A 13,428-nucleotide genomic window follows, 5' to 3' on the forward strand; every position below is an offset into this window, starting at 1 on the left:
AATGACGCTTATCGCACATCCGGAATTGAATATCGAAGAATTACAATCGTTTTTAAACGAAAAAGTCGCGCTATATAACCATCCTGATTTTATTGAAAGCGATCCGATACAGATTCCGCATTTGTATTCGCAAAAAGAAGATATCGAAATTGCCGGATTCCTAAGTGCTACAATTGCCTGGGGAAACCGTAAAATGATTATCAGAAATGCGCAGCGAATGATGGAATTAATGGGTAATTCTCCTTATGATTTCGTGATGTCGCATACCGATACGCAACTGGAACGTATGGAAAATTTTGTGCACCGTACGTTTAACGGTACCGACATGATTTTCTTTATCAAAAGTCTGCAAAACATCTATCGCCACCATAACGGACTGGAAGCGGTGTTCGCACAACATCAGCAACCGGATTCGATGCAAAAGAGTATTTCGGAATTTAAACGCGTATTTTTTGAAATCGAACATCAAAGTCGGACGCAAAAACATATTTCAGATCCGGCCAATGGATCGGCTGCAAAACGAATTAACATGTTCCTCCGTTGGATGGCGCGTAACGACAATAAAGGTGTCGACTTAGGTATCTGGAACTCCATTTCACCGGCGACTTTATCTTGTCCGCTGGATGTACATTCCGGAAATGTAGCGCGTAGACTCGGACTTTTAACCCGTAAACAAAACGACGGTAAAGCACTTGCCGAACTGGATACCAACCTTCGTCTTATGGATCCGAATGATCCGGTAAAATATGACTTTGCGCTATTTGGATTGGGCGTTTTTGAAGGGTTTAAGTGATTTCATGCTAATACGCATTTAAAATCTGCGTCATCTGGATAACAATTATATTACGTATTTCCTCAGATTTTCTGTTTTAATATCAGACCACACGGATTGCAAATCCGCGTGATCTAATATTTTTTCATTACCAGTTATCTCTTATAAAAGCAATGATTTTTGTTTTCATAACCTCATGACTTGGCACATCATTTCTTAGCATTTTTTCAAACTTATGCAGACTACTAACCGGAACAGAATCCGATAGCCAAGCATTAGCAAAATCCAAGACTTCATATCCTTCATCTCTGTCCAATCTATCTCTATCTATTTTTCCTGTATAAGGACCATCACCCTTATCTCTTCTCCATATGTACTCCTCTTCATAGTACATATCATTCTTTTTAAAATTTGACATATCATTTATTTTAATGTGAATCACGAATGTATTGCAAGAAAAAACAATTGAATTACGTGTTTCCAGATATTATTCAGATCGCGCGGATTTGTAATCCGTGTGATCTGATCAAAAATCCATACAATCAGTTTTTTCTTATATAATAATGTGATTTTTTATCCGTTTTTATAGGTACTATAAATCCTGTATAACCTTATGTTTCGATTCCTATACATTCTTTTTGTCTCGGTTTTATCCCATCATTGTTATGCTCAAAACGATACGATCGAAACGGTCATTTTGGAATTTCAGCAATTTAAATATCGGGATACTTCTTATAAAGTCGACTATAAAAACAGGCAACTAACCTGTATTATGTTAGGTATAAAAGCAATAAAAGACACGCTCTTTCACAATACCTATACCTTTAATGACGCCACATTCCAAAAACTCAAATCAGAATTAAACGTCGTAATACCGAAATCAACTATTCAAAAAGGAGAGAATGCTATGGACGGAGGCGGTTTTACAATTCAATATTTCGGGCAAAATGGTATTTCTCATAAAATGATCATCACTAATCCGATGTTAGATTCTTCACGATATCAGCCTGAACTAAAAAAGATTACAGCTTTTTTCGATTTCGCTTATTCGATTGTTAAAGACTCAGCCGGAATTACGGTTTTAGACCACTCTTACCGACCTTATTTTACCGGTTTACCAATCCGAAAAATTTCCGAGGTTCCCTTAGAATATAAATTCTGGGGTAGTATTAGCGGTGCTTTTGACGATAATCCCGAACTCCTCTCTTTTTTGGATTCGTTACCGAAAAACCGTTGTGTGATTATAGATGGTACTACTAATTTAAGTTACGCATCGCTGGCAGAAATCGTAAAATTGTATTCTTCCAAATATTCCAATCTTTATTTTTCCAATAATGACTATTTAGACGCCTTACATAAAGACCTGATTACAGTACGCAAAACCATTCATCAGTCTCAAAAAAGAAATAAAAAGCTAAAGGAAAATCTAATTAATTCAACAGTATATACACTCTATACAAGTGATCCGGCCGGAATGGATAAATGGCTTGATCAAGGCTATTATACTGCTAAAAAACCAATCCAGGAATTACGAAAAAATTGTCGTTAAGCTTTAATTAGACCACACGAATTACAAATCCGCGCGAACAGAAACTATCGGCACTATCTTTATTTTTATTTTCTCATAATCGGGAAAAATAAACAACTTCATTGTACGAAATAAATATATTTGTATCGCACGATAACAAAACTGCAAGCTTTATTATTATGAGTCTTAATCATAAAACCCGTCAAAACTGTCCGCACTGCGACTCCGAACAGGAACTAAACTATTATCAATCGGTAAATGTTACCCTTAATCCCGAGTTAAAGAGAGAAGTGCTCTTGGGGAAGCTGAACAGAAGTACTTGTACCAATTGTCAAAAAGAGATTAATATTATCTCCGGTTTTTTGTACCATGATATGACCCAAAAAATCATGTTGGAATTAGCATTAGCTGATGATGAAACAGTTGATCAAAAAGAACAGGAATCCAAAAACAGAATGATGGATGAACTTATCGAAAAGGGTTATATCTATCGTAAAGTAAAAGAATATAGCCGGTTAGTTGAAAAGATTTACATTTTTGATAATCAGTTAAACGATCTTGTAATCGAACAAGCGGCCGTTCGTATGAAAGCAATTTTGGATGAGTCCTCTAAAGAAGTAGCTGGTATCGAGCCAAATCTCGATTTTAAAGTCTATTTTAAAAAAACAGAAAACAATGAAATTACTTTCTTCTGTTATATACATCCGAGTGAGATGATGGAAATGAAATATGATATCAAGAATCTTACTTTGGAGGAAAAGAATAATTTATATAATCCAGATATACTTCGAAAATAAAAGTATACACCTTGATTCCGCTATGTCAGACAGGTCTTAAAACCTGACTTATACTCGTTTTACTTTTGTAATAATAATCCGATTTGATTCATTCGCTACCCGGACATATTCTCCAATCTTAAAGCCACTTTCTTCTAACCAACGTCCGGTGAGACGTATATAAGAAAGGTTTACATGTTTACCATATCGGCGTTGAAAATATTTAGAATAAACCTTTAATGTTCGACTATTCCGATGGGTGTGTAGTATAGTATTGGCTTTCATAAACAATATTTTAACTCGGTAAAGCACCGGAAATCGCAATCAATAACCTACATCATTCCCGTTTAAATTACAGCATATCACCGGTAATTAACTAATATTTTACGTACCTTTATTTTTGTGACCTAATAAATAATAATTTAAATTTACGCCATGATGAATGCAACCAAAACCAATAAAATACACCAGGGACGTAATGTAAAACGTTTTCGCGAAATGTTAGGTATCAAACAGGATATACTCGCCTATGAAATGGGTAGCGACTGGAACCAACAAAAAATATCGTTACTCGAACAAAAAGAAACCATTGAAAACGACATACTTCAAAAAGTAGCCATCATTTTAAATATACCTGTTGCTGCCATCGAAAATTTTGATGATGATTCCACTCTGAATATTATATCAAGTACATTCAATAGTAATGACACCTCTACTATGAATGCAATAAATCATCAATGTACTTTCAACCCTATTGATAAGTTGATCGAATCATATGACGAAAACAAAAAACTTTACGAACGCTTGCTTGAATCCGAGAAAGAAAAAAACAACTTACTGGAAAAACTACTCGACCGGAAATAATACTGCGTTTTACACCTAACAGATTTAAAAAGTCATCAGGTATACGCTTTTTTACTACTCCATATTAAAGCCAATATAAAGTCAATATAAACTTAACATGTCTCATTTTAGGGTTATTCTTATCTCGCTATCAATATAGTACTAGCATCATAAAGCCACATCTTTATAAAAACAAAGTCAAAAAAAGCCATATTAAGGTCATTTTACCAATAAAAAAAGGCTTTGTAGCCTACTATAAACCAGTGAATTAACAGGCATTTTGCGACGGTTTTAGAAAAATTTAACGTCTAACCCCTATAAATTTACTACCTTTGCAGCTCACCCTAAAGTATTAGTTTGGAAGTATTTAAGTACTATTTAATCAACTTTATCGTGCCTTCTTTGGTCATAATCCTTATTGTTGTCATTGTTGTCACAATAAGCGATCGTATTATGTATGAATATAACAAGCAATACCGCTTGTCGATACGCCAAAAGATTACCGCTTTCCTGACCGAATTGCTTTTTACCGATGCTGAAGATTACGAAAACCGAATCAGCGATTTTAAAAAACAAATCCCATATGGGAGCATGTGGTGTAAAAGTATGGTTACCAGTTGTATTATCGAACTGAAACAAAATATTAAAGGTGAAGTTACCGCTCCGATTCTGGATATTTACAAAAGTTTCGGTCTGCAACATTTTAGTGAAAAACTTATTCGCAACCGTCGTTGGTATATTAAATGTAAAGGGATTTTTCATTTTCAGGTACTTGAATATGAAGAAGGAGAAAGTCTGGTAAAAAAATATATGGATCATAAAAATCCGGTATTACGTTCCAATGCTTTTATTGCATTTATTTCACTAACATCAAAAAAGCTGGATTTTTTAAGTGACTATCCTTATGAAATATCGCTAATCGACGAGCTGAAAGTAATGGATTTACTTTATCATAAAAAGTTCCCGATTCCTAAGAATATCAAAGACTGGATTACGGCGCAAAACCCGTCAATAGTAAAACTGGGTATTCGTTTTATGGTATACTATAATTATACTGTCGAAAAAGACACTTTACTAAAGCTTTTAAAGGCGGACAATAATATGATTCGCAGGGAAGTTATTATTGCCTTACGGGAATTATTCCTTTTTGAAGCCGAACCGGTACTGATCGACATATTCGCTTCTGAAGAAATCGAGAATAAGATTGCGATTTTACAAACACTGGCGGTTATCGGAAGTCAAAAATCGATTGTGTTTATTGATGATTACCTGCATCGTTCCGTAAATCCGGCTACTAAACTGGAAGCCGTTCGAACACTGGACACTCTGGATTCCAATTATCTAAAATCCAATTTCAAAGAGAATTTTGAAATTATTAAAATAAAAAAACACGTTAAAAACGCTTACTTATGATTTCGAGATACTATTTGGAAGCTTTCGAAAAGTTCTACGAAACCTTTGTGGCGGTTTTCTCTTCCAGTTATATTTTATTTTACCTGTTCCTGGCAGTTTTGTCCTATCTGGCTATTAAAAAACACCTGAACGCTAAGTATTTTATCCACGATGATTTGTTGGTTAAATCCAATAACATGATCGGTGTTTCGGTTGTTGCTCCGGCATATAACGAAGGCGCTACGATTGTATCGAACGTAAAATCTTTGCTTTCGCTGACTTATCCGAATTTTGAGGTTATCATTGTCAACGACGGAAGTACGGACGATACTCTTGAAAAGCTGATCCGGGAGTTTCAATTAGTTAAAGTTGACTTTTACTATAAAGAGAAAATAAAGACTCAAAAAGTACGCGGACATTATAAATCCACGAATCCGATTTATGCTAAATTACTGGTAGTCGACAAAAACAACGGTAAAAGTAAAGCCGATGCGTCCAATGCCGGTATTAATTCGGCCAAGCATCCGTTGTTCCTTTGTACGGATGTGGATTGTATTTTAAAGAAAGATACGATTATCAAGTTGGCCAAGCCTTTTATGGAAAGCAAACGAAAAGTAATCGCTACCGGTGCCGGAATTCGTATCTCTAATTCGTGCGAAGTAAAAGACGGTTTTCTGGTTAAAGTCCACTTTCCTACTAATTGGTTTGCGCGTTTCCAGGAATTGGAATACGTACGGGCTTTTCTTTTCGGACGAATGGCCTGGAGTCAAATCAACGGTTTACTGCTTGTTTCCGGCGGATTAGGAATGTTTGATAAAGAAGTCGCCATTGCTGCCGGCGGTTATTGGCACAAATCATTAGGTGAAGACATGGAACTGATCACGCGGATGCGAAAATACATGTATGATACCAAACAGAAGTTCTCCATTAAATATATCCCGGAATCGTTATGCTGGACAGAAGTTCCGGCCAATGCCGACGTATTGATACGCCAACGAAGCCGATGGGCACGCGGATTGATCCAAACCTTATATTTACATCGTACCATGTTTTTTAACCCGAAATACGGTCGGACCGCTTTTTTGGTTCTTCCTTATTTCTTTACGTTTGAGTTCATGGTTCCGATTCTGGAATTACTCGGTATCTTCTCGCTTTTAATCGGTTTTTATATTCTGGATATTGACTACATATTCCTGTTTTACGTTTCTTTATTTGTATATTTATTCTATCTGATTTTAACGCTCGTTTCGATATTTTTGGACGAGATTTTATATCGTAATTATGCAAATCTGAAAGAGATCCTGATCCTTACCGGTATGGCCTTTATCGAACCCTTTGCGTATCATCCGGTCAATATATACGCCTCCCTGAAAGGATACTGGCAATTCTTCAGACAAAAAGAACAGAAATGGGGAGAAATGCCCCGATTGGGTTTCAACAGTGAAAACAAAAAAAATAATGAAGCAGCTTAATTTTATCAAAATATTCTTCTATTCCGTTATGTTATTTGCTACGCCGTCTTTATTGGCGCAAAAAATCAATACGGATAGTTTACTTACGGAAGTTATTAAGGACATCAATGTTCATAAAAACTACCCGGAAGCCATTAAAAAAGCGCAAATGGGGATTAAAGCCGCACCGGATTATCTGGATTTCCATTTGTTTTTAGGACGTGCTTATCAATTAACAGAGAGTATCGACAGTGCGCGTTATCATTATAAAATCGTAGTTGAAAAAAATCCGAAATACGAAGACGCTTATACCTATTGGTCTCAATTGGAAACCAATGCTAAAAATTACCCGGAAGCAACGCGTGTAACCGATCAGGCAATTGCGCAATTTCCGCAAAACAAATCATTTTATTTTAGAAAACTGGCGATTTACGAATTGCAAAAGGAGGATGATATAGCATATGATTATCTGAAATCGATGGATAAGCAATTTCCGAATGATACGGATATCAAACAGCGTTTGTTTCTTTTGGAACGAAAAAACAACAACGACCGTGTGGGTTTAAACTATAGCATTACCTTTTTCGACAGAAATGGCGTAGGCCCGTGGAATCTGGGAAGTGCTCAATATATCCGCGAACGTAAATGGGGTTCGCTGATCGGGCGTGTGAATTATGCCAATCGTTTGTCTTTTAAAACATCGATTGCCGATGGACTTCAGTATGAAGCCGAATCGTATTTCTTTACCGGAAAAAAAGCTTATTCTTATGCCGGTGTAGCTTATAGTGATGATATTGTTTTTCCGAAATGGCGATTAGGGTATTCCTTTTATTACAATTTTAATAACGGCTGGGAAGCTGATTTAGGCGTCCGTTATACCAAAACGGTAGACGAAGATCTTACGGCGGCAGTTGTAGGAATCGGAAAATACCTGGGCTCATACTGGATTAACCTGCGTACTTTCCTTCAGAATCAAAACAGTAAAGTGTATCCTGCTTTTACTTTAACGACCCGTTACTATTTCGATTCCCGTTTCGATTATGCAACACTTATGTTGGGTTACGGAACATCTCCGGACGAAAGATCCGTATTGGGTCAGTTGGAACAACGAATTGCGATGGATTCCTACCGAATCGGTGCCGGATACTATCGCGTCCTATGGCAAAACTATCTGGCTGGTATCCAGGTTAACTACAACAACCAGGAATATTTACCCGGCCAAAAACAAAACGAAACTGAAATTAATTTTAGCTTACAATATCGTTTTTAGTCCTTTTATATTATGTTAATTAACATAAAAAGTACTACATTCACTTGAATTAACCTTATTTTTGCAAAAAGTAAACAAAACTTATTTTTAACCGATTATCATGAGTTCCGGAAAAAAAATTCTTATTGTTGAAGACGACAACCTTACGATTAATATTCTTGAGTTTATCTTAAAGAAAGAAGGCTATGCGTTAACAATTGCTAAGGACGGTTCTGAAGCTATTGAAAAAATAACCTCTTTTCTTCCCGATTTAGTTATTACAGATGTAATGATGCCTTTTAAATCAGGATTGGAAGTCACCAACTTCGTTAAAGAAAACTATAAAAAAACGCCGGTAATTATCCTTTCTGCATTGGGAGAAGAAGAAAATACAGTAGCCAACGGCTTTAAGTTGGGTGCCGATGATTTTATTGCCAAACCTTTTAACCCGAAAGAACTTATTTTACGGGTAAAACGATTACTGGTTGACTAACACTACGGATATTTCATCTGTACTGCTTACTTTTGCAAAAAATTTCCGTCCATGAACATTAAACTCCTGGCAATAGGCAAAACCGATAACAAGGCTTTACAATCTTTAATCGACGATTATACCAAGCGTTTATCTTTTTACATCAAATTCGATCTGGAAATCATTCCGGATATCAAAAATGTAAAAAACTTATCGGAAAGTCAGCAAAAAGAAAAAGAAGGCGAATTAATTCTGTCTAAACTAACCGCAACTGATCAGTTAATCTTATTGGATGAAAACGGAAAAACATTTTCCAGTGTCGGTTTTTCAGACGAATTGCAAAAGAAGATGAATTCCGGTGTTAAAACACTCGTATTTGTGATTGGCGGCCCTTATGGTTTTTCGGAAACGGTCTATAAAAAAGCACAGGGAAAAATTTCTTTATCCCTGATGACATTCTCGCACCAAATGGTACGTTTGTTCTTTATTGAGCAGTTATACCGCGGTTTTACGATTCTGAGAAACGAACCGTATCACCATCAGTAAGTATATTCTTTATTTGAAAATTCAACATTTTTCAGTTTCCATCCGGAAATGACAATTTTTGCCGCAACATAATCCTGGTACAACAAATTCTGATCAAAATGCAGAAAAACCACAACCGGCTGATCCGGATACAAATTCGTCACCGCTTCCGGGAATTGCGCTAATGTCATCGGGACTCCATTAGCAGTTACTTTGTTATGTTTATCCAGCTTTAACACCAATGAAACTTTTCCCTGATCGGCAAAATCTTTTTGTTTTCCTAAAGTATACACGACATTCGTAAACGGTACGAATGCCATATTTTTCCCGATACTATCTGCATAAGAATAGTAATTTTCAACCTGAGCTTCTCCTTTATGACTTCCTTTTCGGTTTTGAAGTCGGATTATTTCCGGTACTATTTTTCGCATCGGGAATCGCTTGTCAATATTAAAAATCCAGTTTGTTGTGGAAATTATCGTTTGCTTATCCACTTCAACCAGAGTATCTTTATCTTTCTCCTGAAATAAAAAATAAATCGGGGAAATATCCGCTACGTCTTTTACAATGGTTTTGTTTGATTTTGGCAATAGTATTTCTTTGTCTTTACCACAGCTTACTAATAGAAAGACTGCTATAACAATGCTGTATCGTATCATAATCCTTGTGTTTTTGTTACCAGCCGAATACACTCCATGGCTTCTTTTACATCGTGTACTCTAAGAATAGAAGCGCCTTTAAGTAAGGAAAGCGTATTAAGTACCGTCGTTCCGTTTAAAGCTTCCGCCGGAGTATTTTCCAGCACTTTATAAATCATAGACTTTCGGGATACGGCCGACAATAAAGGTAGTTCTAAAATCTGAAATAATTCCAGTTTTTGTAGTACTTCATAATTTTGTTCCGTTGTTTTTGCAAATCCAAATCCCGGATCGATAATGATATCCTGAATACCATAACTACGTGCCGCCCGAGCCCTTTCGGAGAAATAATACAGCATCTCCTTTACAATATCATTATAGTCCGTTAAAGTAGCCATCGTTTGCGGCGTTCCTCGCATATGCATCATAATATAAGGCACTTTTAATTCCCCTACGGTCGGCAGCATATTTTCATCCAGTAATCCGGCTGCAATATCATTTATTATCGCTGCTCCGGCACCGATTGCTTCTGACGCAACTTTAGCCCGAAATGTATCCACCGACAAGATTGCTTCCGGAAACCGATCGGCAATCAAACGAATCACAGGAACAATACGATCGATTTCTTCCTGTTCGGTTACAAATTCAGCATTTGGTCGTGACGAATAAGCCCCGATATCTATAAAAGTTGCTCCTTCCGTCAGCATTCTCTCCGTTTGATTTAAAAATGAGGCATCGCTTTTATATTTTCCGCCATCGTAAAATGAATCCGGAGTTACATTTAAAATCCCCATACATTTTGGAGTGTCCAGAGCGATTAGCTTTCCTTTGCAATTGATTGTCATCTGATTCTGTTTTGAAATCCGGGGAGAAATCCGGAGGTCGGCAGGTCTTTCCCCTTTTGTCCGGAAAATTCCTTACTTTTGAAAAAATTATCACACAAAGATACATAGAAAATGAGCAATACCTCCCAGGAATTTGACAAGGTTATTTCCATTTGCCGCAGCCTTTACAGCAATAAAATGAGAGATTACGGAAGTGCATGGCGTATTTTGCGTTTACCATCACTAACCGATCAGATTTTTATCAAAGCCCAACGTATCCGTAGTTTACAGGAAAATGAAGTTCGTAAAATTGACGAAGATGAAACCGGCGAATTTATCGGCATCATCAATTATGCGATTATGGCGCTGATTCAGTTGGATCTTGGTGTTGCGGATCAACCGGATTTGGATGTGGAGAAAGCCGTAGCCTTATATGATGCGAAAGTAAAAATCTGCAAAGACCTGATGGAAGCCAAAAATCACGATTACGGAGAAGCCTGGCGGGATTTACGCGTAAGTTCACTGACCGATCTGATTTTACAGAAAATATTGCGCGTTAAACAAATTGAGGACAATAAAGGAAAAACCCTGGTTTCAGAAGGTATTGATGCGAATTATCAGGACATGTTGAATTATGCCGTTTTTGCCCTTATCCATTTGGGAAAAGCCGTATAATCCTGTTAATTAAGAAATATTAACAGTCAACCCCAAAGGTTCTTACCTATATTTACGAAACCGAAAAAAGTAGTTACCGTTATGAAGAAATTTTTAGTTCATTTTTCCCGCCTATTTGTAGGTGTATTATTCATTATATCCGGCTTAATCAAACTAAACGACCCGATGGGATTTTCGTTTAAACTGGAAGAATATTTTGCCGAAAACGTTTTAAATCTTCCTTTTTTTATTCCCTACGCACTGATAATTGCTGTTTTTGTAGTTGTTTTTGAAGTCGTACTGGGTGTTGCACTCCTTATCGGTTTTAAACCGAAATTTACAATGTGGAGTCTTTTACTAATGATCGTTTTCTTTACGTTCCTTACGTTCTATTCGGCTTATTTCAATAAAGTTACTGATTGCGGTTGCTTTGGTGACGCCTTAAAACTAACACCGTGGGAATCGTTTACCAAAGATATCGTACTCTTGTTTTTTATCCTGATTCTGTTCTTTAATCAGAAGTTGATACAACCATTATTCAACAGTACCGTAAGCGCACTGACTGTATTTGTAAGCTATTCACTATGTCTTTTTATGGGCTATTATGTTTTGAATCACTTACCGTTAAAAGATTTCAGAGCGTATAAAGTAGGAACCAACATTCAAAAGGGAATGGAAATTCCGGAAGGAGCTCCGCGTTCCGTATATGAAATGAATTTCGTGTATAAAGTAAACGGAAAAGAAGAGAATTTCAACGAAAAACAACTGATGAATCTACCGGAAGGTGCCGAATTTGTTCGTCGTGATGATAAACTAATCACAAAAGGGTACGAACCGCCTATCCATGATTTTACAATCGAAAAAGACGGAGAAAGCTTTACAGAAGCGATGCTAAATGAACCGAAACTGATCATGTTTATTTCCTATGATATGAATAAAGCCAACAAAAAAGGCTTAGAAAAAGTAGAGGAATTCTATAAAAAAGCAAGTGCCAAAGGTTATAAAGTAATTGGAATGACCGCTTCAAATGAGGAGGTTATCAAAAAAGTAAAAGCCGAAAACAAACTAACATTTGATTATTATTTCTGTGACGGAACTACTTTAAAAACCATCGAAAGAGCCAACCCGAGTATTGTAGTACTGGAAAAAGGAACTATAGTACAGAAAGCACACTGGAATGATATTGATGATGTCGTTCTAAAATAAGCGATCGCCGTTCGATGATACGTTACCTGATCCATAAAACCGGATATGCACTGTTAACACTTTTCGGAGTGATAACAGTGATTTTCTTTTTATTTAATGTACTTCCGGGGGATCCGGCCAGAATGATGCTTGATCAAAATGAAAACTCCGAACAACTTGCTCTGGTTAAAAAGAAATACGGTTTCGATAAACCGATCGGGACACAATATTTATATTACTTAAACGACTTGTCACCTATCTCATTTCACAGTAAAAACAGTGCCGATTATACCTTTTTATCAGAAGGTAAATACAATGCATTACAACTGTTTTCTGTCGGAAATACGCAAGTGGTTTTAAAATCGCCTTACCTTAGAGAAAGCTTCCAGAAAAGCGGAAAAAAAGTAACTCAGGTCATTGGTGATACGCTACCGAATACCGTGATTCTTGCCTTTTTTGCCATTGTAATCGCTATTTTAATCGGAATTGTATTAGGAATAGTATCCGCTGTTTATAAAGACACCTGGCTGGATCGCGTAATTGCATTGGTAAGTACGCTGGGAATGAGTATTCCCTCCTTTTTCAGCGCCATACTTTTTGCCTGGTTTTTCGGTTTCCTTTTACATCGTTACACCCATTTGAATATGACCGGAAGCTTATACGAAGTCGATGATTTCGGAAACGGAACCTATATCCAATGGAAAAATATTATACTGCCGGCGGTTGTTTTAGGTATTCGTCCGTTAGGTGTTGTAATCCAATTAATGCGAAACTCCTTATTGGAAGTAATGAGCCAGGATTATATCCGAACGGCCAGAGCCAAAGGATTAAGCGAAATTCAGGTAATTAAACGTCACGCTCTAAAAAACGCATTAAATCCCGTAGTAACAGCTGTTTCCGGATGGTTTGCCTCCATGTTGGCCGGTGCCGTTTTCGTGGAATATATCTTCGGATGGAACGGACTCGGAAAAGAAATTGTGGACGCCTTAAACACCTTGGATCTGCCCGTAATTATGGGAGCTGTTTTAGTGATTGCGACTACTTTTGTCGTGATCAATATTCTGGTGGATATTATTTATGCCTATCTGGATCCTAAAATCAAATTACAATAACATTTTC

The 13,428-nt window shown here is 36.8% G+C and carries 16 protein-coding genes; 12 read left to right on the forward strand and 4 right to left on the reverse strand.

Going from position 1 to position 13,428, the window contains the following annotated elements:
• The first annotated feature begins 1 nt into the window (after nucleotide 1).
• Nucleotides 2-793, forward strand: a complete 792-nt coding sequence (locus NOX80_RS17690) for a TIGR02757 family protein (protein ID WP_371926062.1) — start codon at nucleotides 2-4, stop codon at nucleotides 791-793.
• Between the two features lie 127 nt (nucleotides 794-920).
• Here NOX80_RS17690 and NOX80_RS17695 read toward each other — a convergent pair whose 3' ends face one another.
• On the reverse strand, nucleotides 921-1,190 hold the full coding sequence (locus NOX80_RS17695; protein WP_256551137.1) for a hypothetical protein: 270 nt from the start codon (nucleotides 1,188-1,190) through the stop codon (nucleotides 921-923).
• A gap of 195 nt (nucleotides 1,191-1,385) precedes the next feature.
• Between NOX80_RS17695 and NOX80_RS17700 the strand changes: the two genes are divergently transcribed.
• Nucleotides 1,386-2,321, forward strand: a complete 936-nt coding sequence (locus NOX80_RS17700) for a hypothetical protein (RefSeq protein WP_256551138.1) — start codon at nucleotides 1,386-1,388, stop codon at nucleotides 2,319-2,321.
• A 158-nt stretch (nucleotides 2,322-2,479) separates the two neighbouring features.
• Nucleotides 2,480-3,097, forward strand: coding sequence for a CpXC domain-containing protein (locus NOX80_RS17705; RefSeq protein ID WP_256551139.1), 618 nt, complete (start codon nucleotides 2,480-2,482; stop codon nucleotides 3,095-3,097).
• 48 nt (nucleotides 3,098-3,145) lie between these two features.
• On the opposite strand, the gene NOX80_RS18650 is transcribed toward NOX80_RS17705, so the two are convergent.
• Nucleotides 3,146-3,361, reverse strand: coding sequence for a SymE family type I addiction module toxin (locus NOX80_RS18650; RefSeq protein ID WP_371926063.1), 216 nt, complete (start codon nucleotides 3,359-3,361; stop codon nucleotides 3,146-3,148).
• A 150-nt stretch (nucleotides 3,362-3,511) separates the two neighbouring features.
• Between NOX80_RS18650 and NOX80_RS17710 the strand changes: the two genes are divergently transcribed.
• From NOX80_RS17710 to rlmH, 6 genes are all read left to right on the forward strand, one after another.
• Entirely contained in the window at nucleotides 3,512-3,940 is a 429-nt protein-coding gene (locus NOX80_RS17710) for an XRE family transcriptional regulator (protein WP_256551140.1), read from the forward strand.
• A gap of 336 nt (nucleotides 3,941-4,276) precedes the next feature.
• On the forward strand, nucleotides 4,277-5,332 hold the full coding sequence (locus NOX80_RS17715; protein ID WP_256551141.1) for a HEAT repeat domain-containing protein: 1,056 nt from the start codon (nucleotides 4,277-4,279) through the stop codon (nucleotides 5,330-5,332).
• Nucleotides 5,329-6,783, forward strand: a complete 1,455-nt coding sequence (locus tag NOX80_RS17720) for a glycosyltransferase family 2 protein (protein WP_256551142.1) — start codon at nucleotides 5,329-5,331, stop codon at nucleotides 6,781-6,783. The genes NOX80_RS17715 and NOX80_RS17720 overlap by 4 nt, the downstream gene beginning before the upstream one ends.
• Nucleotides 6,770-8,032 (forward strand): YaiO family outer membrane beta-barrel protein, encoded by a 1,263-nt coding sequence (locus tag NOX80_RS17725; protein WP_256551143.1) that lies wholly within the window; start codon nucleotides 6,770-6,772, stop codon nucleotides 8,030-8,032. The genes NOX80_RS17720 and NOX80_RS17725 overlap by 14 nt, the downstream gene beginning before the upstream one ends.
• Nucleotides 8,033-8,132: 100 nt before the next feature.
• Nucleotides 8,133-8,504 carry a response regulator transcription factor gene (locus NOX80_RS17730; RefSeq protein WP_256551144.1) on the forward strand — a complete coding sequence of 124 codons (372 nt, stop codon included), beginning with the start codon at nucleotides 8,133-8,135 and terminating at the stop codon, nucleotides 8,502-8,504.
• Between the two features lie 51 nt (nucleotides 8,505-8,555).
• On the forward strand, nucleotides 8,556-9,029 hold the full coding sequence (gene rlmH, locus NOX80_RS17735; protein WP_256551145.1) for a 23S rRNA (pseudouridine(1915)-N(3))-methyltransferase RlmH: 474 nt from the start codon (nucleotides 8,556-8,558) through the stop codon (nucleotides 9,027-9,029).
• On the opposite strand, the gene NOX80_RS17740 is transcribed toward rlmH, so the two are convergent.
• A complete protein-coding gene (locus NOX80_RS17740) occupies nucleotides 9,023-9,667 on the reverse strand; it encodes a hypothetical protein (protein WP_256551146.1) in 645 nt (214 codons plus the stop codon). The genes rlmH and NOX80_RS17740 overlap by 7 nt on opposite strands.
• Complete coding sequence (gene folP / locus NOX80_RS17745; RefSeq protein WP_256551147.1) at nucleotides 9,664-10,491, reverse strand: dihydropteroate synthase; 828 nt, start codon at nucleotides 10,489-10,491, stop codon at nucleotides 9,664-9,666. Before folP ends, NOX80_RS17740 begins: the two co-directional genes overlap by 4 nt.
• Nucleotides 10,492-10,602: 111 nt before the next feature.
• Between folP and NOX80_RS17750 the strand changes: the two genes are divergently transcribed.
• The 3 genes from NOX80_RS17750 (at nucleotide 10,603) to NOX80_RS17760 (ending at nucleotide 13,421) form a co-directional block, all read left to right on the forward strand.
• The gene (locus tag NOX80_RS17750; protein ID WP_256551148.1) at nucleotides 10,603-11,145 is read left to right on the forward strand and encodes a DUF1599 domain-containing protein; all 543 of its coding nucleotides are present in this window, start codon (nucleotides 10,603-10,605) and stop codon (nucleotides 11,143-11,145) included.
• A gap of 81 nt (nucleotides 11,146-11,226) precedes the next feature.
• Nucleotides 11,227-12,330, forward strand: a complete 1,104-nt coding sequence (locus tag NOX80_RS17755; protein WP_256551149.1) for a BT_3928 family protein — start codon at nucleotides 11,227-11,229, stop codon at nucleotides 12,328-12,330.
• A 14-nt stretch (nucleotides 12,331-12,344) separates the two neighbouring features.
• Nucleotides 12,345-13,421, forward strand: coding sequence for an ABC transporter permease (locus tag NOX80_RS17760; protein WP_256551150.1), 1,077 nt, complete (start codon nucleotides 12,345-12,347; stop codon nucleotides 13,419-13,421).
• Nucleotides 13,422-13,428 lie beyond the last annotated feature (7 nt).

Source organism: Flavobacterium cerinum (assembly GCF_024496085.1).
GTDB classification, from domain to species: Bacteria; Bacteroidota; Bacteroidia; order Flavobacteriales; family Flavobacteriaceae; genus Flavobacterium; species Flavobacterium cerinum_A.